Raw genomic sequence first — 23,596 nt, forward strand, 5'->3', positions numbered from 1 at the left:
ATCTATTAAGACGAAAGTAGTAGTCTTTAAATACCACCTGTGTTTATGAGCGACGCCCTGCAAAAAACCATCACCCTACTTTTACTGATTGGCCTGGGATTGGTACTTCGATCAAAATTTAAAAACAAAGAACAGACCAATGGGATCAAGGAGATCGTGCTGTCAGTAGCACTTCCCTCCACCATCTTCATTGCCTTAATGAAAATTCACGTCGATACCACTCTCATCCTGGTGCCGCTGGTTACGTTGGTTTTCAACTTTTTTATGTACCTCATTTCGCCCTTTGCGCTGTCGCTTTTTGGCGTTGAGCGGCACAGTGCTACGGGCCGCACGCTCATGATGCTCATTCCTTCGCTGGCACCGGGCTTGTCGTGTTTTCCGTTCATTGCCGAGTTTTTGGGGGAAGACAGCCTGGCTATGGCCGCCATGGCCGACGTCGGCAATAAGTTCTTTGTGCTTATCTTTCTGTATATGATCGCGATGGGCATGTACCTGAAAAACAGCGCCAGCGAAACCTCCAATTTGGGCAGCAAGATCAAAAGCCTGCTCCTGAGTTTACTGAAAGAACCGATCAACATTCTTATCTTGCTGGCGTTTATTCTGCTCAGCCTGGGCATTAACTACCAGGCTTTTCCACCCGTCATTGCCGAGCTATTTGACAAAACCAGCGCGCTCATGACGCCCCTGGTGCTGATCTTCATTGGCCTGGCCGTGCAGCTACGGGAGGGTAAAAAGAAACTCGTTACGTCCATCCTGTTTTTTCGGGCGGGGGTTACGATGCTATTCAGCGCGGCCATCATTACCATTTTTAACATCAGTGATTTAAAAATGATGCTGCTGGCTACGGTGATTCCGCTCAGCTCGGCCAGCTTCTGGCCGTTTGCGCACATTTCGGCCTTCAACCTCAAAGAAGACGCCAACGGGCAATCCAAGGAGCGGCGGACGTTCGACATGGAGCTGGCCGTACTGCTGCTGGCTTTCTCGCTGCCCTTCTCAACGGTATTGATCCTGGGTATCCTTTCTACGGGTACTTTCTTCGCCGACGTCACGACGCTGATCACCTCCGGGCTGATCCTCATTGGCCTGGGTGCCGTCCCAAACTTAGTAAGTAAGGTCTTCGTGCGGCTGTCCAAGGCCTAGGCTGGCTTCCTTAATTCGTTTTTTGCAAAAAAACTTCCTTCACCTTAATCCCCGAGCCCCATGACAACGTTCAACCGCCGCAACTGGCTGCGCTCTGCCGCCGCGCTCACGGCCGGCGTTGCGGTCACTGATTTTTGGCGGCCTGCCGAAGCAGCCGAAGTAGGTTTGCCGCACCTGGCCGGTATGGCGATCAAAGCCCGGCTTAGCTCCAACGAGAATCCGCACGGTCCTTCGCCCAAGGCGCAGAAGGTTATAGCGGCGGCCATTCCGTCCAGCTACATGTACCACCGCGAGTCGTCCATGAAGCTGCGGAAGCTCATTGCGGCGGAGAACGGACTCACCGAAGACCACGTGATCCTGGGCGCGGGCTCCGGGGAGTTGCTGGTGGCTACGGCGCTGTGCTACGCCATGAAAGGCGGGCCTAAGAGCCACATCGTGGGGGGCGACCTCACCTACATGCAGCTCATCAGCGCGGCCAAAAAAGTTGGCGTAGACTTTAAAGGGGTACCTCTCACGGCGGATTTGGATTACAACCTGAATGCCATGCTGTCGGCCATTGACGGTAGTACTTCCCTGGTATACCTCTGCAACCCCAACAATCCCACCGGCATCCCCGTCGACTCGGCCCAACTGGCGGCTTTCTGCCAAACGGCCACGAAGCAAAAACCGGTGTTTATCGACGAGGCCTACATCGACTACGTATCAGATCCCAAAACGGCCACCATGACCGAGTGTATCCGTAAGGGGCAGGATGTGATCATCGCCCGTACGTTTTCCAAGGTACATGGCTTCGCCGGCCTGCGCGTAGGGTACCTGCTGGCCAAGCCCGAGATTGTCAATACCATCCGGAATTTCTACGCCGGGGGCGGCGGAATCTGTGCTACCTCCATTCAGGGAGCCGTGGTGAGCTACCAGGACGCCGACTTTATGAAGTACTCGCTCCAGAAAACCGAAGAGGCCAAGCAGTACCTCTACGCCTTGCTCAAAAGCAAAGGCTATACGCCCATTCCTTCTTCTACCAATTTTGTACTTTTCCCACTGAAGTCGGACGGCAGGGCCTTTGTGGGCGAAATGGCCAAGCAGGGCGTGTCGATCAAGCACTGGGACTACCGCGGGCAGTCGTACTGCCGGGTGAGCCTGGGTACCATGGAAGAAATGAGGTACTTTGGCGATGCTTTCCAGAAAATAGCGGTCTAACCAACATGGCTTAGGGCCAACCAGGTACCTGGTTGGCCCTAAGCATTTAACCTACCTAGGATGAAAATACGCTTGATGCTGGTGGCTACGGCCGTAGCCGCTACCCTTTCCGTAAGTACCTTGGCGCAGTCCAAAAAACAACAGAAAAGGTACCTTGCCGCGCAGGAAGTGCCTCAGGGCGATGCAACGAAAGAAAACGCCCCGGCTTTTTTTCCCGCTTACGCGTCCGTCACGATGGCCGACGGTACTTCCAAGCCCATTTCAAAAGTATGCGCGGGCGAGCGGATCAAGTGCTACTACGAAGGCCAACTCACCACCACCCACGTAAAAGAGGTAGCCACAGCCGCCCTTACTTCCATCACCGAGCTGTACCTACGGCCCGTCGACGAAGTGACCGCCAGCCGCCAAAGCTGGCCGATGGTACCGGCACTCTTGCTGGAAGCCACGCCCAATCACCCCGTGCAGACGCTGGCTGGACGCAAGCTGGTGAGTGAGCTTAAGAAAGGCGACGTGCTGCTGCGCTACGAAGCCGCCACGGGCCTGCTCTCGGCCTGGAAAGTGGGCCTCATTCAAGCCAAAGCCCGCCCGGTTGCCACGGCCTGTACCCTACGCACCGAAATGGGTTCCTTCCTAGTAGAAAATCTGGTGGTGCTGGATCGGTAGGGGTACTTTGGGTATACTCACAAAAAAGATCAGGGCCTGTCTTCAAGTAGAAGGGAGGCCCTGATCTTTTTGTATATTTTCCTGAAAGTACCCCTACTAAGCCGCCAGCAGGAGGTTGGCTACTTTGCACGAGCGCCAGTCCATGCGCTGGGCGTCGAAGTAGGTGAGTACGCTGAGTTGCGGCTCTCGCTCGCTTTTAGGCGTATAGTCGGTATGTAGCAGATCGAGCTGCAAAGTACCTGCCGCCGGGCGAAACGACCCGTCTTTTTTGCGGTAGACAAAGGCCACGATGCCCTCGTTCATGGCCTTGCGAAGTTTGTAAGAAGCCCAGGCCTTACGCAGTGCCTCGGCAAAGTTAGTGCAGTCGGGCAGAACCGACCAGGCCGTCGAAAATACCTGTGATCTATCTTGGTTGGTTAGCTTGTTCATCGCTTTTGCTATTCTATTTCATGAGCTATAAAGTACCTTTTATAGAACACAAAACAGAGCAAAATCATTACACCATTTAGTAACTATTTTCAATGTAAAACTATTAATAATCAATAAGTTAATAAAAAATAAAGTACCCCTGCCAACCCTATAGGTTTAGGTACTTTCAATCCTGAAAGTACCCTTCAGGAAGCGGGGGTACTTTCACTCAATCCAACTCAACCTCTGCCACGACGGGCAGGTGGTCGGAGGCAAATTTGTACTTCGTGCCGATCTTCTGGCCGTCCGTCATAGTGGTAATGACCCGGGCGTTTTTGACCCACTCGGCGCGGTTCATGCTGTACAGGACGTGGTCGATCCACTCCCGGTGCTGCACGTTGTTAAAAATAGGGTCTTTGAACGTAGTAGTGTAGATGCTGTCGAAGCGCAGCGCATCCTGGTCTTTGGGCGGCAGCGCGTCAAAGAGCGCGTTGCCCAGGCACAGAAACGGCCGCCAGACGTTGCCCATGAGCTGCTCGATGGCACTACCCAGCAGGCGCTTCTCGCTGGCGTCCATGCCCGGCCCGTCGTTGATGTCGCCGCACACGATGAGCGGAATGCGCTGCGTGGCAACATCGCCGAGGTACTTGTCCAGAAACTGCACGCGGATCTGGCGGGTCTGGGCCAGGAGCTTCTTGCGGTTGGCGTCGGCCATGGCCCACCACTTGCTCCATTCGTAGGCGTCAAAAATACCCTTGCTTTTCAGATGAAGCCCCAAGATCCGAAACGCCTCTCCCTGGGCCGTCACGATTTCGGCGTACAACGGGAAGCGCTCAAATTGGTACTTTTCGATGATCCCGTCGTTTTGGTTGGGTAGTTCAAAGGGCTGAAAAACGGGTAGCTGGCGGGTATCAAAGAAGCGGATGGGCTCCTCGGCGTGCAGCAGCCCGCGGTCGGTCCGGACGGCGCAGCCAATGCACTGTGACGACCCCGAGGTGGGTTGCAGCCGGACTACCCAGGTACCTTCCACGTCGTCCTCAAAAAACAGGTTCAGCTCTTTCTCTTGGTTGGGGCCTTCTACTACCACCACGATATCCGGTGCCAGCTCGTTGATGACCCCACTCAGGTGGTTGCGGCGCGTCCGTACCGTCGTCGAGGGGGCGTGCTGGGGTTTGTGCGTATCGGCGCGGAAATTCCCGTTTTGATCAAACAGGTCATTCATCCACTCCATGTTCCACAGGAGCAATTTCAGGTTTGCCATAGGGTTGGACGTTGGTTGTTCCTCAATTTCGCCTAAAAAACCCATTCCTCCGTGTTAAATTTTTATTTCTTCGTAAGTGGCGAGGGTACTAATTAGTTGCCGTGAGGCCAATTTCCCTGCTTAGTAAGTACCAGCACCGACTTGACAATATTCCCCCGATCAAAGAGCGTAATGCTGTGAATGTCCTTGTGGGGTAACGACGCGACCGTATTGTATCCCGACGGTACTCCGTCGATGTAGATGTCGTCGAATCGCCGGTGCGGGGCCAATATCCAGTATTTTTGAAAAAGGATACTATCCCTAGCATAGTCCGTATGGTAGTACAGCGTTCTTGTCTGGTAGTTGGTTGCCGTAACTTGCTGGGGCTTCATTTTCTGTTCAAAAGCCTTGTACACATGCGCCGGACGGTTTTTTGCAAATCGCCGCTCGGCTTCTTGTTTGTCCTCTTTCAGTACCTTGCTGATCCACTCGGAGGGTACTTCACCGCCCGACCGCCCCCCCTTTTTGCCAAGTGTATAAAATCCGTACTGATGATGTGTAGGTGACGGGATTTCACTTTTCGGCCCAAAACTCCATCCATTCCCAATTTTTACGACTAAATGATCAAGGTAGGTTTCAATATCTGAGCGGAACATAAAGTCATACTTTTCGGGCCGTTCATAGCTTAGTTCTATAATTTCTACCTTTTGCCCGTAGCGTTCGAGCGCCGTGGCTATGCGCGTGATGTCGTCCATAGTACAAAGGGCTGTTATGGCCCAGTAGAGCGTATCGTTGCTTTCGTACGCGTAGCGAAAGGGCGGAGCGGGATTTACCACCTCTAAAGGTACCATTGAAACAGGTCTTATCGTATCGGTGGTAGGCTTTGAAACGACTTGCTCCGGCTCCTCCAAAGGTACTTCCTGACTCACCCTTTCTTCTTCCGGCTCCACGGTAGGTAGCGCAGCTTCCACGATCGGCCGCACCACCGGCGGGGCGAATTGCACGATTCGCGCGCGGTAGGGTGCCACCAGGGCCGACGACCCGTAAAGTACCCCCAGCAGCAGTGCGTACCTACCCGCGGCTCGCCACGACGACGGCCGACGGTTCATCATCCGGATGCGCTTCTTCAACGTCGTCTGGGCAAACGAATGCGTGAAGGGTACTTCCTGGGCTTGCAGCGCCATTTTCAACAGGTGGTGCTGGTAGTGTTTTTTCTCGAAGCCCTGTCCCAGCACGGCGCGGTCGGCCAGGTACTCCAGGTTCTCCTCCACGAGCCGCTGGTGCCACCAGGCCACCGGATTGAACCAAAGTGCCGCCCGCAGTACCTCGGCCAGCAGCAGGTCCAGGCTGTGCCACTGCCGGGCGTGCTCGGCCTCGTGGGTCAGGATTTCGGCCAGTTCCTGCGGACTGTGCGCCTCGGGATTGTACACCACCCAGCGGAAAAACGAGTACGGAGCCGCCGTTTGTTTATCACACACGAGAAGTAGTCCATCGACCGTGCGCTCGGCGGGGCATTTACGCAAACGGCTCACCAGGCGACAGGTACCTACCAGCAGCCGTAGCAGCAAGGTACCTGCGCCCAGCAGGTAGAGCGCCAGCAGCCACTCCGCCCAGCCCCAAGTACCTACCCAGGCCAGCGCGGAGGTACTTTCGGGTACCGGTTGAAACTGAGAAAGGGGTACTTGGGAAGTAGCCAGCGTATTTTCAGCAATGAGGGTACTTTCCAGCACGGGCCAGAGAGCCACGCGCTGCACCTGCTGCTGTACCTGCTGCTGCACCTGGGCGGGGCCCCAGTGGGCCAGAGGTACCCACGGCAGCAGCCAGGCCGCCAGCACATTGATCCAGAGCAAAGAGCGATTGAGGCCCGAAAAGGTTTCGCGCCGTACCAGCCAGCGGTAGCCGAGCGTCAGCAGCGCCAGCGTCACGCTGACTTTCAGTAGGTAAGGAAGTAGGTACATCATAAGAGTACGTTTTATCTACGTTACCAAAATCCACTTCACACTATCTCCAGTAACAACTCGCCCTCACTCCTTCATGAACACGATTACGAAATCCTGCTCTGGATTATACTTAGTATAAATCATAACTTCGTAGGCATCTGCATATGGTATTTTATTAATGGCCTCAAAAGTCGAGGGTTGATCATTTTTGAAGAACAACGCATTCCTTAAGCGCTCGCCTATTCGTAAAGTACCATCTTCCTTGATTCCCATTCCCAGACGCTCCGAAAATCCCTTGGCTTTTTGTTCTTTTATCCATTCTTCCGTAATGGTGAAATTTGACCCTCCCATGCTGGGCTTCTCACCAAAATTGTTTTTAATCACCTCCGCTTTTATTCTTTCAACCAGGTACTTCATCCGATTCGTCTCCTTTCTTTTGAGAGCCTCTTCGTAATCACTCTTCATTTTTTCCCGAAGCTGGCTAGGTAAAGACAAATTACGCCCAACCGCCCTTACACCTGTACTATACAAAGCGGCTGTACCTTCTATCGGCTCATTAGCCTCCGCTTTCGAACCTGAGGATGCACCACCTCCCCCATTTTCTATCACCGAAAATCTCATACTCTCCAGAAACGCCCTTTGTGAATCATACTTCAGCTCATCGATGAAAAAATCCCCATTGTTCTTACGGATAGTTTCCCGAATCGTCATGAGTTCATCCATGCTGATGAGCGGCGTGATGATCCAGAAAATCGTGTCGTTGCGCATGACGCAGTAGGGTGAAATCACTTCCTCCTGGGCTTCAAGCTTCGTTGGTGTAAAGGTACTTTCTACCTTAAGCTGGGGTACTTTCTCCGGTACGGATACTTCGTCGGTTTTCTTTTCCGGTTCCGCAGCGGGTAGCGCCGCTTCCACGATGGGTCGCACCACCGGCGGGGCGAATTGCACGATTCGCGCGCGGTAGGGTGCCACCAGGGCCGACGACCCGTAAAGTACCCCCAGCAGCAGTGCGTACCTACCCGCGGCTCGCCACGACGACGGCCGACGGTTCATCATCCGGATACGCTTCTTCAACGTCGTCTGGGCAAACGAATGCGTGAAGGGTACTTCCTGGGCTTGCAGCGCCATTTTCAACAGGTGGTGCTGGTAGTGTTTTTTCTCGAAGCCCTGTCCCAGCACGGCGCGGTCGGCCAGGTACTCCAGGTTCTCCTCCACGAGTCGCTGGTGCCACCAGGCCACCGGATTGAACCAAAGCAACGCCCGCAGTACCTCGGCCAGCAGCAGGTCCAGGCTGTGCCACTGCCGGGCGTGCTCAGCCTCGTGGGTCAAGATTTCGGCCAGTTCCTGCCGACTGTGCGCTTCGGGATTGTACACCACCCAGCGAAAAAACGAGTACGGGGCCGCCGTGCGCGGGTCTGCCACCAGGCGCAGGCCGTCGGTGGTGCGCTCGAAGGGTAGTTGGCGCAGACGCCGCGCCAAGCCCAAAGTACCCATCAGCAGCCGCAGCAGCAAGGTACCTGCGCCCAGCAGGTAGAGCGCCAGCAGCCATTCGCTCCAACCCCAAGTACCTACCCAGGCCAGCACCGAGGTACTTGCGGGCGCGGGCTGGTAATGAGGGAGGGGTACTTGGGAAGTAGCCAGCGTCTTTTCAGAAATAAGGGTACTTTCCAGCACCGGCCAGGGAGCCACGCGCTGTACCTGCTGCTGCACCTGGGCGGGGCCCCAGTGGGCCAGAGGTACCCACGGCAGCAGCCAGGCCGCTAGCACGTTGATCCAGAGCAGAGAGCGGTTGAGGCCCGAAAAGGTTTCGCGCCGTACCAGCCAGCGGTAGCCGACGGTCAGTAGCGCCAGCGTCACGCTGACTTTCAGTAGGTAAGGAAAGAGGTACATAGGATGATCAGTTTGGTGTTTTTATACGTGCGGAAAATGGGGGTACTTTGGGGTACTTATTCAGGAAGGGGTACTTTCATCGTCGTCGGGGCTTTCAATTTCCCGCAAGATGTCGCGGAGCTCGTGGGCGCTGATTTTTTCCTTGCGGGCAAAGTACGCCACCATGTCACGGTACGAATTATTGAAGTAGTCGCCAAGTACCTTGCGCATCACAAACTGGTTTTGGTAGGCTTCTTTGCTCACCAGGGGGTAGTACTGGTGCAGGTTGCCGTAGAGCCGGTGTGCCACGTAGCCTTTTTCTTCCAGATTACGCACAATGGTCGACACCGTGTTGTAGTGCAGCGGCGGGGCCGTGAAGCGCGGCAGCATGTCTTTGACGAAGGCCTGCTCCATTTCCCAGAGCACCTGCATTACTTCTTCTTCTTTGTTGGTCAGTTTTTCTAGTTCCATGCCTCTAAGGTACTACTATATTTATAGTTTGCAAACTATTTTTATAGTATTTAAATAAAAAAGTGATTGAATGGTATTTAAAGTACCTCAGCGAAGCAGGAAAGAAAAGGGAAAGGGCGCGCAGGTACCTGGACACCACGTAGAAAGTACAAAGCCAGAAATAAACCAGAAGGTACTTTTAGAGGGTACCTAGCGGAGCAACGCCAAAAAATGAGTAGTATTGAAAAGTACCTTTTATTGACCCCGCGCTATGCCCGAAGTACCTCACGCACTCCGCCAACTCGTCGACGCCGTGCATCCCCTGCCCCAAGAAGCCTGGGCCGACTTTGCCACCATCTGGAAACCCTACACCGCCCGGCGCAAGGAAATGCTGCTCGCCGCCGGAGAGCGGGCGGCGTACCTCTATTTTGTGCAGGAAGGGGTGCAGCGTGTATATTGGTACGACGACCAGGGTCGGGAGGCCACGCTGGTGTTTACCTACGCACCGTCGTTTGGCGGCGTGCTCGATGCGCTGCTGCTGAGGCAGTCTTCACGTTACTACTACGAAGCGCTTACGCCCTCGGTGTTTTTGCGGGCGTCAGTCGAGGATCTGTTTGCCCAGATGCAGGCGCATTCGGCGGTGGAAGTACTGGTACGGCAAGGCCTCACCCACGCGCTGGCGGGGGTACTTGAGCGGCTGGTGGAGCTGCAGTGCTACTCGTCCGAAGAAAAGCTGCGGGAGCTCCTGCGGCGCAGTCCGCACATGCTGCAACGCGTGCCGCACAAGTACCTGGCCAACTACCTGGGTATCGACGCCACGAATTTCAGCAAATTGATCAATCAGATCCGGATCTAGAAAATGCCCCTACACCAGCGGCGAATCACCCGCCGGGGTACCGGCCGACGGGGATCCGGCCGACGCCGTAGGCGGCGCGTCCGAGGCGGGCTGGGTAGCCCCGGCGAATTTCTCCATGAGGTCGTTCAGGATTTTTTCAATGTCGGGAAAATTCTCCTTCAAGGCTTCGGCTCCTTTGGTTTTGAGCTGCGCAAAGTACTCGGGTGCTTTCTCGGCGGCTTCGGTCGCTTCGGTTCTCAGCCCTTCGGCCTTGGCTTTCAAATTTTCTACCAGTTTTTCTCCCTCTTCGGTTTGGAAGTACTTTTGAAGGGCTACGCCCGCGGCGGCACCCAGGATAAACGTAGCAAGATGTTTGGCGTTGACACTCATAGCAGTTAGGATTTTTGGAGTACTACTAAATAAAAAACCAGGATCGGTTAGGGTACTAACAAATCCTGGCTCCTATTAGTTATTTTAGTTACTGAATTTCAAAAGCGGCCTGCATCCGGTAGCTGATCTTGATCTTCTGATACTCCAGATCACTGTCCGGAGCCGCATCTGCCGACTCGGCCGCCATCATGCGCACGTTGGCTTTGGCCAGCATGGGCTGCGGGTAGTAGAGGTTATCTTCCAGCTCCCGGATCATGATCACCGGCCCGGCCTTTTGGTCAATGGCCGCCAGCAGGTAAACGGCTTTTTCCTTGGCGGCTTTCAGGGCGTTAATCTTCACCTGCTTTTTCAGCTCCTCCTTCTGCGAGTGATCCACCCGGCTGATGTTGGCGTACTGGATGCCCCGGCTTTCGATCTTCGAGAGAATCCCGTCGAGCTTATCGGCCCGGTCTACTTTGAGCAGGTACTGCTTGCTTTCCAGGAAGGTACTTGGCTTCTTTTTCTTGTCCCAGTAGTTTTGGTACCCGCCCAGGCCGCTCACCGTGAGGGCTTCTTTGGGCAAACCCGCGGCAGCCACGGCTTTGGTCAGCTGCTGCTCCAGGGTACTTATGGTCACTTTGTCCTTCTGGTTTTTTTCGTCCTTGAAGTACTCCCGCAGCGACACCGTAAAGTACAACTCATCGGGCGTTATTTCCATTTCGGCAAAGCCGGTCACTTCGATGTTACGGGTGGGTTTTTCGTCCGTACGGGTACTTTGGGCAGCAGCCAGTCCCAGGGTCGAGACGAGCATAGTGAGGGTAAGCAAAGCTTGTTTTTTCATGGCTCAATGTTGATAAAAAATGAAGGTACTTGGTAAATAAAACGTGCTCGGAGCGAATGGCCCCCAACTACCCCTCTATGACCCGCGCCGGTGGCAAAAGGTTTAAAGGGTACTTTGGAGTAATGTGAGCCAGGCTTCATGGACCTGCCCCCGCGCCAGGAGCTTCTGCGCGTGAAGATGCAGTAGATCAGGCAGGTACTGGCAGCCCAGGCGGGCTTCTTCGTGCAGGGCCATCATGGCAGGCGTCTGCCGAAATCTTTCTATTTCGGCGCGCGTAGGTACCTCCAAGACGCTCCCCAGGCGGCCCAGGTCGTTGCCGGTGAGGATGCGGGAGGTACGCACCGCCTCGGGTAGGGCATCCACGCCTACGCCCATCTGCGGGCGGGGTACTTCAAAGAGTGCCGCGCCGCTGGCCCGCGCGTACCAGTCGCCCCCCAAGCGGGCCACCCAGTCGGTGCGGTGCTGGTCGATCCGCCCGTTTTCGTCCAGGATTTCTTCGGAAAAATGCGCTAAAATAACCTCCGCGATCACCAGCTCCATGCTGCCGATGGTCTTGATCTCAAGTACCTGGCACTCAAACTGCGCCGGCGACTCCCCTACGCGCGGCGGCCGTACGCGCTCCGATGCCACCGCCGTAAAGCCCGCCTTCACAAACTCATCGACGCCCCGCTCAAACTCCGCACTCGTCAGCGACATTTGCTCCACCATGGCGTAGCTCACCATGTTGATCACCAGCTCGGGTACTTCCAGCAGGTTGAGGGACGTGTGCTTGGCCGTATTATCGCGCCCGCGGCGGTTGGGCGCAAAGACCAAAATGGGCGGGTCGATGCCCATGACGTTAAAGAAACTAAACGGACTAAGGTTCACGCGCCCGGCGGCGTCTACCGTGCTGGCAAACGCAATGGGCCGCGGCGCTACCGCCGAGTTGAGGTAGGCGTAGAAGGCGCGCGCGCTGAGCTGGGACGGATCAAGGGTTTTCATAGGCCGATGGTACTATTTTTCCGCGTACTTCCCCAAAACCAACCCGACTATTTTCAGTTCGGGCCCAGCCGCGCATCACCACCTCGTCGCCGTCGAGCAGGTAGGTACGTGCGGCGCCCGTAGGTAGTTGTAGGGGCTTGCGTCCGCCTTCGGTGAGCTCCAGCAGGCAGCCGTGCGCGTCCGGGCCCTCACCCCCGCTGATGGTACCCGTAGCCAGCAGGTCGCCCACCCGCAGGTTACAGCCCGTAACGGTATGGTGCGCTACTTGCTGCCGGATGTTCCAGTACAGGTACCTGGCGTTGGTGCGCGTCACGACGGCGGGGGTACTTTGGGAAGTGATGATTTCGACGGTTAATTGAAGATCAAAATTGAGCGCGCCGGTGGTTTGCAGGTAGGGCAGCGGCGCTGGATCTTGCACCGGACCGGGTACCCGAAACGGCTCCAACGCCGCCAGCGGTACCACCCAGGGTGAAATAGACGAAGCAAAATTCTTACTCAGGAACGGCCCCAACGGCTGGTACTCCCAACGCTGAATATCCCGCGCCGACCAGTCGTTGAAAAGTACCAATCCAAAGATATAATTCTCCGCTTCGGCAGCGGGTACAGGTACCCCCAGCCGTGATTCTTTACCAATAATAAAGCCCAGCTCCAGCTCAAAATCCAGCGCCTGGGTAGGTTCAAAAACCGGGACAGTCGCCTCTCCGGAAAGTACCTGTCCCCACGGCCGCCGGATCGGAGTACCCGAAACCACGATGGACGAAGCCCGCCCGTGGTAGGCCACTGGCAGGTACTTCCAGTTGGGCAGCAGCGGGTTGTCGGGCCGGAAGAGCTTGCCCACGTTGGTGGCGTGCTCCTGGCTGGAATAAAAATCGGTGTAGTCACCGATCTGGACGGGTAAGTGTAGCGTAGCCGCCGCTTGCTCCACAAGTACCTCCTCGGCCCCGGCGCGCAGGCCCGCCTCGGGCTCAGTGAGCAGTTGGCGCAGCCGCTGGCGGAGGGCCTGATGCGCCGCCGCGCCCAGGGCGATGAAAGCATTGAGGGTAATTTGCCGAAAAACCAGCTTCGCTTCGGCGTAGCGGGCCTCCCAGTCGTGAAAAAGGCCGAGCCGGGCGGCTTCGGCCAAGTCGATGATCCACGTCCCGATGGCCACCCCGACCCGCTTTTCTTCCGAAGCCGCCGTACTAAAAATCCCGTACGGTAGGTTTTGGAAGGAAAAATCGGAGTCGGCCGGGATTGCCAGCCAGGAAGTGGCTTGGGTCATTCTTTGTCGCTAAAATTATTGTAGATCGAATCCATGAGGCGTACAAACTGCTGGTAGTCGGCCTCGCTGAGGTCCCCCCAGCCGATTCGCCGGATCTCGGCCACGATCGGGAAGGCCTTTGTATAGGTACTTTCGCCTTTGGCCGTCAGGAAAAGATTGAACTTGCGGCGGTCTCCGGCGGCCATGCGGCGCTCCACCAGTCCTTTTTTCTCCAGCAGATCCACGATGCGCGTCACCGTCGGGGGGTCCTTGTAGGTCACTTCGGCCAGGGAATTTTGACTGGTACCTTCGTCGCGGGAGATATGATCGATCAATACCCACTGGTCTACCGTCAAATCAATCCCGGCTTCATTCAGGCGCTTTTGCAAGGCATTGCGTATTTTCTTGATTGTGGTATCAATCTTAAAAAAATAGGCGCGTTGGTCGGAATGATGCGTCATATCGTTTAGCTAAAGGTTTATCTCTGTTATCCTGCTGCAAAGATAGTGCGCACCAACTATTAGTTTACTAATAAAATTTGATTTATTTTGAAATATATTTAGTAAAATACCGACTTGCCTATCATTTCATCTAATAATTCTCCGATTTCCGGCACCGACTCATAAAGCTGTCGGTACGAATCAATGACAAAGTAGCGTTCCTGGAAGCGGTCGATGTGGTAAGGCGTCCGTAACAAGGTAGCTACGTCGAAGTCGATTTTAGGTACTTCCGCGCTCAGGCAGTGCTGACTTTCCCCCGGCGACGACAGAATACCGCCGCCGTAAATCTTGAGGGTACCTTCTTCCCGGATCAGCCCAAACTCAACCGTATACCAGTACAGCCGCGAGAGGCATTGCAGAGCCTCCTCACTGTCGATATGCCGCAGCGCTACCCGGCTTAGATCGGCCATGAAATCACAGAAGGCCTGGTTGCTGAGCAGCGGCACGTGCCCAAAGGTATCGTGAAACATGTCGGGCTCCTCGAGGTAGTCGAGCTGCTCGGGGCTCCGCAGCCAGGTCGAGGCCGGAAACTGCCGGTGGGCCAGGAGCTCGTAAAACGCGCGGTGGGGAATCAGCCCCGGCACTACGTACACCTCCCAGCCCGTGAGCGCGCGCAGGCGGGGGTTGGTGTCTTCGTTGAAGTTTGGAATGTGATCCGCGACGAAGCCTACTTGCCCGAGGCCGTCGAGGTAGGCGCGGCTGGCAATAGCCGGTAGCTGCTCCATTTGCCGTTCAAAAAGCCGCCTCCACGTAGCGTGGTCGGCGGCAGTATAGGTGTCATACGCTTGATCCATGGCTTAAATCTGTTTTTTGAAAGTACCCTTGACCCTCTGCCCCTAACCCTATGCCCCCTGCTATAAAGTACCCCGCCGCGCCTGCTCCCGCTCGATGGCCTCAAAAAGTGCCTTGAAATTTCCTTTGCCGAACGACTTCGCCCCTTTGCGCTGGATTATCTCGAAAAATAACGTGGGACGGGGCATGATGGGTTTGGTAAAAATCTGTAGCAAGTACCCTTCCTCGTCGCGGTCCACCAGAATACCCAGCCGACTTAGCTCCGCCATTTCTTCGTCGATGGTACCTACCCGTTGTTGCAGGTCCAGGTAGTAGGCCGCAGGTACCTGCAAAAACTCCACGCCCCGGCTGCGCAGGGCTTCAACGGTCGCGATGATGTCGTCGGTAGCGACGGCGATGTGCTGTACGCCCGGCCCGCCGTAGAAGTCGAGGTACTCTTCGACCTGCGATTTTTTGCGGCCTTCGGCGGGCTCGTTGATCGGGAACTTGATGCGCCCGTTGCCATTGCTCATGACCTTGCTCATGAGCGCGGTGTAGTCGGTAGAAATGTCTTTGTCGTCAAAGGAAACCAACTGCTGGAAGCCCATCACCTCGGCGTAGAAGCGCACCCACTCGTTCATTTCGTTCCAGCCCACGTTGCCCACCAGATGGTCGACGTACCTCAGGCCCACGGCTTCGGGGCGGTAGGTAGGCTCCCAGGGTACATAGCCCGGCAGGAAAGTACCCTGGTAGTTTTTGCGCTCCACGAACAGATGCACCGTATCGCCGTAGGTGAATATGCCGGACTGAACTACCTGACCGTGCTCGTCCTGCTCGGTGGTCGGTTGCAGAAAAGGCCGCGCGCCGCGCCGTACGGTTTCTTCGTAAGCGTGGGTAGCGTCGTCCACCCAGAGCGCAATGACGCGTACGCCGTCGCCGTGGCGGTCGAGGTGCAAACCGATGGTGGTACCTCCTATCAGCGGCGAGGTCAATATCAGCCGGATCTTGCCCTGCACCAGCACGTACGACTCGCGGTCGCGCTGGCCGGTCTCGAGGCCCGCGTGCGCCAGCGGCTGAAAGCCGAAGGCCGTCTGGAAGTAGTGCGCCGCCTGGAGGGCGTTGCCTACGTAGAGCTCCAGGTAGTCGGTACCATTGATGGGTAAAAAATCCACCTCATCGGGTACCTGAACGTCTTTTATTTCCAATGCTTCCATGTTACTTTCTTTATTTTGTTGATGAATTGAAGTACCTTATTCTGAATGGTTTTACGCTATTCCAGCCAGCTCGCAAAGTACCGGCCGTCGTCGAGCGCCAGGGCGGCCTCGGTGAGCATGAGCGGCCGGAAAGTATCCACCATCACGGCCAGCTCGTGCGTTTCGGTTTTGCCGATGCTGCGCTCGTAGGCTCCCGGATGCGGCCCGTGCGGAATCCCGCCCGGATGCAGCGTGATGTGCCCCGGCGCTACGTCGTTGCGGCTCATGAAGTCGCCATCGACGTAGTAAAGTACCTCGTCGGAGTCGATGTTGCTGTGGTTGTAAGGGGCCGGAATGGCCTTGGGGTGGTAGTCGTAGAGCCGCGGACAAAACGAACACACCACGAAGGCGTCGGTCTGGAAGGTTTGGTGTACGGGCGGCGGCTGGTGAATGCGCCCCGTGATGGGTTCAAAATCGTGGATCGAAAAGCCCCAGGGATAGTTGTAGCCGTCCCAGCCCACAACATCGAACGGGTGGTAGGCGTAGACGAGCTCGTGGAGCATCCCTTGCTTTTTGATCTTGATGAGAAAATCGCCCGCTTCGTCGTGCGTCTCCAGGTAGTGGGGTAGTTTGTAATCCCGCTCGCTCATGGGCGCGTGCTCCAGCAGCTGTCCGAAGTGGTTGCGGTAACGCTTGGGCGTGTAAAGGGGCGTGTGCGATTCGAGGTAAAAAAGGCGGTTGTCGGGCGTATCAAATTCGATCTGGTAAATCATGCCGCGCGGAATGACGAGGTAGTCGCCGTACACAAACGGCAACGTACCCAGCAGCGTACGCAGCCGCCCCGAGCCCCGGTGGACAAACAGCAGCTCGTCGGCATCGGCATTTTTGTAAAAGTACCCCGTCAGCGAACGCTGCGGTGCCGCCAGGCCGATGGTGACGTCGCGGTTGAGCAGCAGAGGTACCCGGCTTTGGAGGTAGTCTTCGGCCGGGGCCAGCTCAAAGCCTTTCAGCTTGCGCATGGTAAGGTTGTGTTCCACCGCGACACGCGGCCGTACGTCCAGCGGCGGCCCTACCGACTTCACCTGCGTGGGCCGGTGAATGTGGTACAGCAGCGACGACATGCCGTCGAAGCCAATCGTACCAAATACCTGCTCCTGGTACAGCCCGCCGTCGGGCTTCTCAAACTGCGTGTGGCGCTTGTGGGGGATCGTCCCCTGTCGGTGGTAGATGGGCATAGCGCGTATGGTTTAACGGCAAACTCAAGTCAAAGCAAAACAACTATTGTTTAGGCAACAATTATACAAACAAACTACCCATTAAGTCAAATTGTTTGAACTATTTTTATTTTAAATAAGAGGAAAGGGAGGGGAAAGAGGTACCTAAGATACCCGAGCGCAGGAATAAAGCCCAAAACGCCCAGCGGACAATTTTATTCGCTGGGCGTTTTGGATGAATTTTCAGGGATTAGCCTCTGTAGTTCGCGTTGCAAACGCAAACTAACGTACTGGGCTGGTTCGCGTTTGCAACGCGAACCCTCTACCGCTTATCTCTTCAAAGTACCTGAAGGTACTTTGCCTTTAAGCCGAATTCCGGGCGGCGTTGATAATCCCGAACATGGCCCGCATCACGAGCTTGTTGTACATCTCTACGTCGACAGGTAGGGTTTTGGGATCTTCGGCCAGCATCTGCAGGGCGTACTGCTGGATGGTGATCAGCGGCAGCACGATCCGCTCCCGAATCCGGATCGACTCCTTGGATACGTTGTTGTTGCTGAGCAGCTCGCCCTGGCCCGATACGTCGAGCAGGAGCTGGGTGGTAAGCTGAAACTCATCGTACATTTTTTCCCAAAACTCCTTGTACTCTTTCTCCTCACGCAGGTAGGCGGTGGCCGGAAAAAAGGCTTTGGAAAGCGACTGCATCGAATTTTCGATGAGCGTGCGGAAAAAGAGCGATTTCTGGTACAGCTTCCGTACTTCCTCCTGCTTGCCGCGCTCGCTCAGCTCTTTGATGGCACTCCCAAAACCGTAAAAGCCCGGTACATTTTGTTTCATCTGTGCCCAGGACCCCACAAACGGAATGGCCCGCAGGTCCTCAAATTTTAGTCCTTCGTCGTCGTTGCCGCGCTTGGTGGGGCGGCTCCCGATGTTGGTTTGGCCGTAGAAGCGGAGCGGCGTTTTTTTGTCAAGGTACTTGACAAACATCGGGTGGTTCTTCAGGTCCAGGTAGGCCTGGTAGGCTACTCCCGCCAGCTCTTCCAGCAGGGCTTTGTCGGCCTCATTGAGCTGCTCGTCTTTGCGGCCCGTGCTGAAGAGGTAGTTTTCCAACCCGGCGGAAAACAAGCGCTCGAGGTTGTACTCGGCCGTTGACACCGTGCCGTAGTTGGAGCTGATGGTTTGCCCCTGTACGGTGAGTTGAATCTCTTTATCCTCAATGTCTTTGCCCAGCGAGGCGTAGAAATTCTGATTGTTGCCACCACCGCGCGCGGGCGGCCCCCCCCGGCCGTCGAAGAAGGTTACTTTGATATCAAACTCGCGGGAGATCTTGGTCAACTCCTCCTTAGCCGTATAGATAGACCAGTTGGCGCGCAGGTACCCCCCATCTTTGGTGCCATCCGAAAAGCCCACCATGATGGTTTGGTGGTTGTCGCGCTGGGCCAGGTGCGCGCGGTAGTAGTCGTTTTCGTAGAGCGTACGCATGACGGTGGCGGCATTCGCCAGGTCATCTACGGTTTCGAAGAGCGGCACGATGTCCAGCGCCAGGTACCCTTTTTCGTCCGCAATGAGGTTTTTGGCCAGCGCTACCACCGCCATTACGTCCAGCGCCCGCGTAGAATTACTGATGACGTACCGATGCGCTCCGGCTTCGCCGTTGAGCGACTGGATGGTCCGGATGGCCCGGATCGAGCCCAGAATATCCTTGGTCGTCTCGTCGTCGTAGTCGTCGTCGCGCAGCGGGATGTCCAGCGAGAGCAGCAGGTCGATCTTTTTCGCTTCGTCCCAGCCTTCGTAATCGCTGTACTTCAGGAGCGGGATTTTTTTCTCCAGGCGCGTCAGGATGTCTTTCCAGGCTTTGGTATGCTTCCGGCTGTCCTGCCGTACGTCCAGGCTGGCAAAGAAAAAGCCAAATAGTTTTAGTTTCAGGATAAATTCATCCAGCAATTCCACAAAGAGCCCCTGGTGCTTATCCACCAGTACCTGGCGCGCCTCGAGCAGCTCCTGGGTGAGCTCGTCTACGTGGGAGTACCCCTCCTCAAAGGGGCCGAAAATGGTGCTGTTCATTTTTCGCTCCGCGCGGGCCACGGTATCCTCCACGCCCTTGAAGGTCAGGCGGCGTTTCAGGTTACGGAGGTCGCGGTAGTAGGCGCGCAGCAGCGAGTCACGCAGCCGGGCCGCTACTTTAAGGGTAGTTTGGGCGTTAACGAAAGGATTCCCGTCGCGATCGCCGCCCGGCCAGAAGCCCAGCCGAAACACCTGCGGGTAAGGCCACTCGTGGGCTGACAGCTTGAGGTTCTGGATGAGCTTGAGCAGAATCGACGGAATGGCCTCGTAAAAGACATTCTCCAGAAACCAAACCAGGCTTAGGGCTTCGTCGTAAGGCGTAGGCTTGGTGTGGTTGATGAAGGCCGTTTTGCCCAGCTGCAGCAACAGCTGATTGACGGCCGTAAAATCATTTTCGCGGATGGCCGCCTCCAGGTCGTTGATGATCCCAAGTACCTTGCCGGGATAAAACTGCGTGGGGTGGGCCGTCAAGACAATCCGAACGCTGAAGTCTTTGAGCTTGGCCAGCATCTTCTTCCGCAGGGCGTCGCTATCGAGGCGGTCCATGAGGTAGGTCACCGAGCCTTTGCCGTTCATCTCGTGGGTACTGTCAAAGGCGGCGTCTTCCACCGAATCAAAAAGGACCACCTGCCGCTCGATGTACTGAATGAAGGCAAACAGCAAATCTACGCGCTCTTTGGGCGTGGCGCTTTCCAGGTGTTCGCTAAAAAAATGCTCGATGATGTCGCGGGGCGACTTGCCGGCCTGAAATCCTTCCTCGCTCCGCTGGGTAAGCAGCGGCAGCAGGGAGCCCGTCTGGAAAATACCCCGATAGGGCAAACTCAGGAAAAGGCTATTAAAAATATTGTACTTCGTAACGACAGCATTCTGGAAAACGTGGTTCATACCGAGTGGAGCAGAATTATATTTTGAATCCTATTTCTCGGCCACAAAGATACCCCAAAATAATTGGTTTCAGGCTTTGGGATGGGCTTGCTGGTGGGATTTTTTCAACTTTTCAATGGAGTTGTGGGTATAAATTTGCGTAGCGGCCAGGTTGGCGTGGCCCAGTAGTTCTTTGATGGCGTTCAGGTCGGCTCCGCGGTTGAGCAGGTGCGTGGCGTACGTGTGGCGCAGCACGTGGGGGCTCTTCTGTTGCAGGGTGGTGACGGCCGAGAGGTACTTTTTGACCGTGCGCTGCACAAAGACCGGGTAGGTCGCTTTGCCGCTGTCGGTGAGCAGCAGCGCCGGGGTACTTTCATCGGGCACGCGCTCGGGCAGGTACCTTTCCAGCAGCCGGGCCAGGCTCGGACTGATGGGGATCAGCCGTTGCTTGGCCCGCTTGCCCATCACCCGGATCAGTCGGCTTTCGGTGTCTACCTGACCTACCTCCAGCCCGATGAGCTCCGACAACCGCATGCCGGTGCCGTACAGCAGCTCCAGCAGCAGGCGGTCGCGCAGGCCCGCGAAGCCTTCCGGAAAAGGTACTTCCTCAAAGAGTAGCGTCATGGCTTTCTCTTCCACGAAGGCAGGTAGTTTGCGCCGCGTTTTAAGCGAGCTGAGGCCCTGTGTCGGGTCTTTCAGGATGTGACTTTTCCGGCGCAGGTACTTGTAGTAGGAGCGCAGCGTGGCCATTTTGCGGTTTACCGAGGTCGGGTTAAGACCTTCCTCCACCAGGCTCACGATCCAGGAACGGAGCATGGGCGGCGTGACGGTTTCGGGCGTGGCAAGTTCGTACTGGAAAAGCAGGTACTTGGCCAGTTGGTCGAGGTCGAGGCGGTAGGCCGTCAGAGTATGGTCGCTGACGCGCTTCTCGTAGCGCAGGTGTTCCAGAAACGATTCTATCATGGCCCCAACGTACAAAAAAAGGCCGTCTTTGCCAAGACGGCCTTTTTACTAAATATATACAATGATCCCAGGGTACTTTACTTTAGTACACGCAAAGTTACCGGCCGGATCCTAGTTTTCGTGGTGGTTGCCGTACATTCTTTCTTTGTACGCGGCACGCAGAATCTCAAAACGACGCTTTACGGATGGCTTCTCAAACGACGTACGAGCGCGTAGCTGGCGCATGGTACCCGTTCTTTCAAACTTCTTCTTGTAGCGTTTCAGCGCCCGGTCGATCGATTCGTTGTCTTTAATGTTTATGATAAGCATAAGGAAAATAAAATATGATGTTTTTATAGTTTCTGAATTGGGACTGCAAAGGAAATATACATTTAGCAGAAAATCAAGGGCTCACGCATCTAATTTTCTCTTATTTTTGGGCGTTCCATCACTGCTCCGCTATGAACCGTCGTTTGGGTATCATTGACTTAGGTACCAATACCTTCCACCTGCTCATTGTCGAAAAGACGAGCGCGGGCCTTATTACCCTCTTTCGGGAAAGCCGACCGGCCCGCATTGGCCAGGGCGGCATCAACCTACGCACCATCACCGAGGCCGCCCTGGCGCGGGCACTGGAGGTACTTCGTTACTTTCGGGAAACCCTCGACCAGTACCAGGTACCTGCCCACCGCACCCACGCCTTTGGCACCAGCGCCATCCGCAACGCCGAGAACAGGGCGGCATTTTGCGACACCATCCTCCACGAAACCGGCATCGACGTCACCGTCATCGACGGCGACCAAGAGGCGCAGTACATCTACCACGGGGTACGCTCGGCCCTGGACCTGGGCTCCGACAACGCGCTCATCGTGGACATTGGCGGCGGTAGCGTGGAGTTTATCATCGGCAACCAGGAGCAGCTCTTCTGGAAGCAGAGCTTCGAGATCGGTGGCCAACGGCTCATGGAACGCTTCATGCGGCACGACCCGCTCACCGAAAGCGACCGCAAACGGCTCTATGGGTACTTTGAGGAGCAACTCATTCCGCTGACCAACGCCGTGCACCAGTACGCCCCTAGCCTTCTTATTGGCTCCTCAGGTACCTTTGATACGCTGGTGGATATGGACTACCAGCACCGCCTGGGCGAATGGCCGCCGCGCAGCCAGACGGGCTTCGAACTACCCGTAGAAGAATTTTACCGGAGCTACGAATTACTGCTCACCCGTTCGCACGACGAGCGGCTGCAGCTACCGGGCATGATCGAGCTCCGCGTGGACATGATCGTGGTGGCCGTGTGCCTGATCGACTACCTGCTGCGTGCCTACGAACTCCGCCAGATGCGCGTGTCTACCTACGCGCTAAAGGAAGGCGTACTGGCCCAAAAAGGACTAGAGCTGGACTTATGAGGCTTTCTTTTTATTTCATAAAATCAAAGTACCTTACAAACGGATAAAGTACCCCATGAAGCAACACAACCTGGTAGTCTCCCGCACGGCCCGCTACTTTACGCTGGGTGAGCTACAAGCCAGTACCCGCCGCGTGTGGTTTGTGCTGCACGGCTACGGGCAGTTGGCGGAGCATTTCTTGCGCAAATTTGAGGTACTTCAGGACGAGCATACGCTCATCGTTGCGCCCGAAGCGTTGTCGCGCTTTTATTCTCAAAGTACCTCTTCGCGAGGTACCTCGGAGCGCGTAGGGGCCAGCTGGATGACCCGCGAAGAACGCCAAAGTGAAATAGACGACTACGTGGCCTACCTCGACGCGCTGTACCAGGCCGTGTTTCAGGGCTACGACGATGACCAGGTGGAAGTCACGATTCTGGGCTTTTCGCAGGGTACCGCCACCGCCTGCCGCTGGCTCGACCGCGGCCGACCACACTGCCAGCGGCTCATCCTCTGGGCGGGGTACTTTGCCCACGGCCTCACCAATCTCATTAATCCTGACCAGCTACCCGCCCAAAGTACCTACTACGTCTACGGCACGCGCGACGAGTACCTGGCCAAGCTGGACGCCCCCAAGTACCTGGCCAACTTACAACGTGAAGTACCTTCGCTGCAGGTACTGGCGTACGAAGGCGGCCATAGTATCAATCCGGAGGTACTGGCGGCTCACTTTCGGTAAACTGTCGTGGCGGCGGCCTGTGCGGCGGCCAGGATCGTGAGGTCGGCGATGGTGACGTGCGCGGGTGCGTTGACGGCGTACCGGATGGCGTCGGCGATGTCTTCGGCCCGCAGCGGATCGAAGCCTTCGTAGACCTTGGCGGCGCGGGCTTCGTCGCCTTTGAAGCGTACATTGGAAAACTCCGTCTCTACGGCACCGGGTGCTACGTTGGTAACTTTGATGCCGTGCTGGGTCAGGTCCAGCCGCATGCCTTCGCTCAGGGCTTCTACGGCGGCCTTAGAAGCACAGTACACGCTTCCGTTGGCGTAGGTTTGCTTGCCCGCAATGGAGCTGATGTTGACAATGTGCCCGCGCCCGCGCGCCACCATGCCCGGCGTCACGGCCCTGGTCACGTACAGCAGTCCTTTCACGTTGCTGTCCAACATGGCGTCCCAGTCGGCGGGGTCGTTTTCGTGGAGGGGGCCAAAGCCGTGCGCATTACCGGCGTTATTGATCAGGATGTCGATTTCCTGCCAGGCCGAAGGCAACGAATCCAGTGCTTTCACGACCGCTTCCTGATTTTGGACGTCAAATACGAGCGACGTGATCCGTACCTGCGACGACAGCGCCACGGTTAGTTCCTTGAGGCGTTCCTGGCGGCGTCCGCACAGAATGAGGTCAATCCCGGCTTGGGCAAAGGCTTCGGCGGTGGCTTTTCCGATGCCGGAGGTAGCGCCGGTAATAAGGGCAATGCGTGACATAAGGCTTTGGTTTG

The 23,596-nt window shown here is 56.1% G+C and carries 23 protein-coding genes; 6 read left to right on the plus strand and 17 right to left on the minus strand.

The features are described from left to right. Positions 1-45 precede the first annotated feature (45 nt). From HNQ92_RS16940 to HNQ92_RS16950, 3 genes are read left to right on the plus strand one after another with little or no spacing between them, the layout of a single operon-like run. On the plus strand, positions 46-1,140 hold the full coding sequence (locus HNQ92_RS16940; RefSeq protein ID WP_184175332.1) for an AEC family transporter: 1,095 nt from the start codon (positions 46-48) through the stop codon (positions 1,138-1,140). 60 nt (positions 1,141-1,200) lie between these two features. Next, entirely contained in the window at positions 1,201-2,337 is a 1,137-nt protein-coding gene (locus HNQ92_RS16945) for a pyridoxal phosphate-dependent aminotransferase (RefSeq protein WP_184175334.1), read from the plus strand. Between the two features lie 60 nt (positions 2,338-2,397). Next, positions 2,398-3,000 (plus strand): hypothetical protein, encoded by a 603-nt coding sequence (locus HNQ92_RS16950; RefSeq protein WP_184175336.1) that lies wholly within the window; start codon positions 2,398-2,400, stop codon positions 2,998-3,000. A 96-nt stretch (positions 3,001-3,096) separates the two neighbouring features. Here the strand turns inward: HNQ92_RS16950 and HNQ92_RS16955 are convergent, their stop codons facing one another. From HNQ92_RS16955 to HNQ92_RS16975, 5 genes are all read right to left on the minus strand, one after another. Further along, positions 3,097-3,429, minus strand: coding sequence for an SH3 beta-barrel fold-containing protein (locus HNQ92_RS16955; protein WP_184175338.1), 333 nt, complete (start codon positions 3,427-3,429; stop codon positions 3,097-3,099). A gap of 208 nt (positions 3,430-3,637) precedes the next feature. Next, positions 3,638-4,669: an endonuclease/exonuclease/phosphatase family protein gene (locus tag HNQ92_RS16960; protein ID WP_184175340.1), complete on the minus strand. Its 1,032-nt coding sequence runs from the start codon at positions 4,667-4,669 to the stop codon at positions 3,638-3,640. Positions 4,670-4,761: 92 nt separating this feature from the next. Further along, positions 4,762-6,609, minus strand: a complete 1,848-nt coding sequence (locus HNQ92_RS16965) for a M56 family metallopeptidase (protein ID WP_184175342.1) — start codon at positions 6,607-6,609, stop codon at positions 4,762-4,764. Positions 6,610-6,672: 63 nt separating this feature from the next. After that, positions 6,673-8,478, minus strand: a complete 1,806-nt coding sequence (locus HNQ92_RS16970) for a M56 family metallopeptidase (protein ID WP_184175344.1) — start codon at positions 8,476-8,478, stop codon at positions 6,673-6,675. Positions 8,479-8,538: 60 nt separating this feature from the next. After that, positions 8,539-8,928, minus strand: a complete 390-nt coding sequence (locus tag HNQ92_RS16975) for a BlaI/MecI/CopY family transcriptional regulator (RefSeq protein ID WP_184175345.1) — start codon at positions 8,926-8,928, stop codon at positions 8,539-8,541. Positions 8,929-9,178: 250 nt separating this feature from the next. On the opposite strand from HNQ92_RS16975, the gene HNQ92_RS16980 reads away from it, so the two are divergent. After that, positions 9,179-9,763 carry a Crp/Fnr family transcriptional regulator gene (locus HNQ92_RS16980; protein WP_184175347.1) on the plus strand — a complete coding sequence of 195 codons (585 nt, stop codon included), beginning with the start codon at positions 9,179-9,181 and terminating at the stop codon, positions 9,761-9,763. Between the two features lie 9 nt (positions 9,764-9,772). On the opposite strand, the gene HNQ92_RS16985 is transcribed toward HNQ92_RS16980, so the two are convergent. The 11 genes from HNQ92_RS16985 to rpsU all read right to left on the minus strand — a co-directional run bounded on the left by HNQ92_RS16985 (position 9,773) and on the right by rpsU (position 21,051). After that, entirely contained in the window at positions 9,773-10,132 is a 360-nt protein-coding gene (locus HNQ92_RS16985; RefSeq protein ID WP_184175349.1) for a YtxH domain-containing protein, read from the minus strand. Between the two features lie 88 nt (positions 10,133-10,220). After that, on the minus strand, positions 10,221-10,952 hold the full coding sequence (locus tag HNQ92_RS16990; protein WP_184175351.1) for an SIMPL domain-containing protein: 732 nt from the start codon (positions 10,950-10,952) through the stop codon (positions 10,221-10,223). A 102-nt stretch (positions 10,953-11,054) separates the two neighbouring features. Continuing rightward, positions 11,055-11,933, minus strand: a complete 879-nt coding sequence (locus HNQ92_RS16995; protein WP_184175353.1) for a flavin reductase family protein — start codon at positions 11,931-11,933, stop codon at positions 11,055-11,057. Then, positions 11,920-13,194 (minus strand): fumarylacetoacetase, encoded by a 1,275-nt coding sequence (gene fahA, locus HNQ92_RS17000; RefSeq protein WP_184175355.1) that lies wholly within the window; start codon positions 13,192-13,194, stop codon positions 11,920-11,922. Before fahA ends, HNQ92_RS16995 begins: the two co-directional genes overlap by 14 nt. After that, complete coding sequence (locus HNQ92_RS17005; protein WP_184175358.1) at positions 13,191-13,634, minus strand: MarR family winged helix-turn-helix transcriptional regulator; 444 nt, start codon at positions 13,632-13,634, stop codon at positions 13,191-13,193. Before HNQ92_RS17005 ends, fahA begins: the two co-directional genes overlap by 4 nt. Positions 13,635-13,732: 98 nt before the next feature. Next, positions 13,733-14,467, minus strand: coding sequence for a phenylalanine 4-monooxygenase (gene phhA, locus HNQ92_RS17010; protein ID WP_184175360.1), 735 nt, complete (start codon positions 14,465-14,467; stop codon positions 13,733-13,735). Between the two features lie 60 nt (positions 14,468-14,527). Next, positions 14,528-15,658 (minus strand): 4-hydroxyphenylpyruvate dioxygenase, encoded by a 1,131-nt coding sequence (gene hppD / locus HNQ92_RS17015; RefSeq protein ID WP_184175362.1) that lies wholly within the window; start codon positions 15,656-15,658, stop codon positions 14,528-14,530. Between the two features lie 56 nt (positions 15,659-15,714). Then, the gene (locus HNQ92_RS17020; protein ID WP_184175364.1) at positions 15,715-16,872 is read right to left on the minus strand and encodes a homogentisate 1,2-dioxygenase; all 1,158 of its coding nucleotides are present in this window, start codon (positions 16,870-16,872) and stop codon (positions 15,715-15,717) included. Positions 16,873-17,214: 342 nt separating this feature from the next. Continuing rightward, positions 17,215-19,800, minus strand: a complete 2,586-nt coding sequence (locus HNQ92_RS17025; protein ID WP_184175366.1) for a phosphoenolpyruvate carboxylase — start codon at positions 19,798-19,800, stop codon at positions 17,215-17,217. A gap of 69 nt (positions 19,801-19,869) precedes the next feature. Continuing rightward, positions 19,870-20,742, minus strand: a complete 873-nt coding sequence (locus HNQ92_RS17030; RefSeq protein ID WP_184175368.1) for a tyrosine-type recombinase/integrase — start codon at positions 20,740-20,742, stop codon at positions 19,870-19,872. 111 nt (positions 20,743-20,853) lie between these two features. Next, on the minus strand, positions 20,854-21,051 hold the full coding sequence (rpsU, locus tag HNQ92_RS17035; protein WP_184175370.1) for a 30S ribosomal protein S21: 198 nt from the start codon (positions 21,049-21,051) through the stop codon (positions 20,854-20,856). A gap of 131 nt (positions 21,052-21,182) precedes the next feature. Here rpsU and HNQ92_RS17040 point away from each other — a divergent pair, with 131 nt between their 5' ends. Both HNQ92_RS17040 and HNQ92_RS17045 read left to right on the plus strand, forming a co-directional pair. After that, a complete protein-coding gene (locus HNQ92_RS17040) occupies positions 21,183-22,127 on the plus strand; it encodes a Ppx/GppA phosphatase family protein (RefSeq protein ID WP_184175371.1) in 945 nt (314 codons plus the stop codon). A 55-nt stretch (positions 22,128-22,182) separates the two neighbouring features. After that, positions 22,183-22,842, plus strand: coding sequence for an alpha/beta hydrolase (locus tag HNQ92_RS17045; protein WP_184175373.1), 660 nt, complete (start codon positions 22,183-22,185; stop codon positions 22,840-22,842). Here HNQ92_RS17045 and HNQ92_RS17050 read toward each other — a convergent pair. Continuing rightward, on the minus strand, positions 22,830-23,582 hold the full coding sequence (locus HNQ92_RS17050) for an SDR family NAD(P)-dependent oxidoreductase (protein ID WP_184175375.1): 753 nt from the start codon (positions 23,580-23,582) through the stop codon (positions 22,830-22,832). The genes HNQ92_RS17045 and HNQ92_RS17050 overlap by 13 nt on opposite strands. Positions 23,583-23,596 lie beyond the last annotated feature (14 nt).

Source organism: Rhabdobacter roseus (genome assembly GCF_014202275.1).
Taxonomy (GTDB): domain Bacteria; phylum Bacteroidota; class Bacteroidia; order Cytophagales; family Spirosomataceae; genus Rhabdobacter; species Rhabdobacter roseus.

Coding starts and splice junctions, on each gene's coding strand:
- HNQ92_RS17025 (WP_184175366.1), bottom strand. CDS start 19,800: ATGAACCACGTTTTCCAGAATGCTGTCGTTACGAAGTACAATATTTTT.
- HNQ92_RS17050 (WP_184175375.1), bottom strand. CDS start 23,582: ATGTCACGCATTGCCCTTATTACCGGCGCTACCTCCGGCATCGGAAAA.
- HNQ92_RS16955 (WP_184175338.1), bottom strand. CDS start 3,429: ATGAACAAGCTAACCAACCAAGATAGATCACAGGTATTTTCGACGGCC.
- HNQ92_RS16990 (WP_184175351.1), bottom strand. CDS start 10,952: ATGAAAAAACAAGCTTTGCTTACCCTCACTATGCTCGTCTCGACCCTG.
- fahA (WP_184175355.1), bottom strand. CDS start 13,194: ATGACCCAAGCCACTTCCTGGCTGGCAATCCCGGCCGACTCCGATTTT.
- HNQ92_RS16940 (WP_184175332.1), top strand. CDS start 46: ATGAGCGACGCCCTGCAAAAAACCATCACCCTACTTTTACTGATTGGC.
- HNQ92_RS16950 (WP_184175336.1), top strand. CDS start 2,398: ATGAAAATACGCTTGATGCTGGTGGCTACGGCCGTAGCCGCTACCCTT.
- HNQ92_RS17030 (WP_184175368.1), bottom strand. CDS start 20,742: ATGATAGAATCGTTTCTGGAACACCTGCGCTACGAGAAGCGCGTCAGC.
- HNQ92_RS16965 (WP_184175342.1), bottom strand. CDS start 6,609: ATGATGTACCTACTTCCTTACCTACTGAAAGTCAGCGTGACGCTGGCG.
- phhA (WP_184175360.1), bottom strand. CDS start 14,467: ATGGATCAAGCGTATGACACCTATACTGCCGCCGACCACGCTACGTGG.
- HNQ92_RS16995 (WP_184175353.1), bottom strand. CDS start 11,933: ATGAAAACCCTTGATCCGTCCCAGCTCAGCGCGCGCGCCTTCTACGCC.
- HNQ92_RS16980 (WP_184175347.1), top strand. CDS start 9,179: ATGCCCGAAGTACCTCACGCACTCCGCCAACTCGTCGACGCCGTGCAT.
- HNQ92_RS16985 (WP_184175349.1), bottom strand. CDS start 10,132: ATGAGTGTCAACGCCAAACATCTTGCTACGTTTATCCTGGGTGCCGCC.
- HNQ92_RS16970 (WP_184175344.1), bottom strand. CDS start 8,478: ATGTACCTCTTTCCTTACCTACTGAAAGTCAGCGTGACGCTGGCGCTA.
- hppD (WP_184175362.1), bottom strand. CDS start 15,658: ATGGAAGCATTGGAAATAAAAGACGTTCAGGTACCCGATGAGGTGGAT.
- rpsU (WP_184175370.1), bottom strand. CDS start 21,051: ATGCTTATCATAAACATTAAAGACAACGAATCGATCGACCGGGCGCTG.
- HNQ92_RS17005 (WP_184175358.1), bottom strand. CDS start 13,634: ATGACGCATCATTCCGACCAACGCGCCTATTTTTTTAAGATTGATACC.
- HNQ92_RS16960 (WP_184175340.1), bottom strand. CDS start 4,669: ATGGCAAACCTGAAATTGCTCCTGTGGAACATGGAGTGGATGAATGAC.
- HNQ92_RS16945 (WP_184175334.1), top strand. CDS start 1,201: ATGACAACGTTCAACCGCCGCAACTGGCTGCGCTCTGCCGCCGCGCTC.
- HNQ92_RS17045 (WP_184175373.1), top strand. CDS start 22,183: ATGAAGCAACACAACCTGGTAGTCTCCCGCACGGCCCGCTACTTTACG.
- HNQ92_RS16975 (WP_184175345.1), bottom strand. CDS start 8,928: ATGGAACTAGAAAAACTGACCAACAAAGAAGAAGAAGTAATGCAGGTG.
- HNQ92_RS17040 (WP_184175371.1), top strand. CDS start 21,183: ATGAACCGTCGTTTGGGTATCATTGACTTAGGTACCAATACCTTCCAC.
- HNQ92_RS17020 (WP_184175364.1), bottom strand. CDS start 16,872: ATGCCCATCTACCACCGACAGGGGACGATCCCCCACAAGCGCCACACG.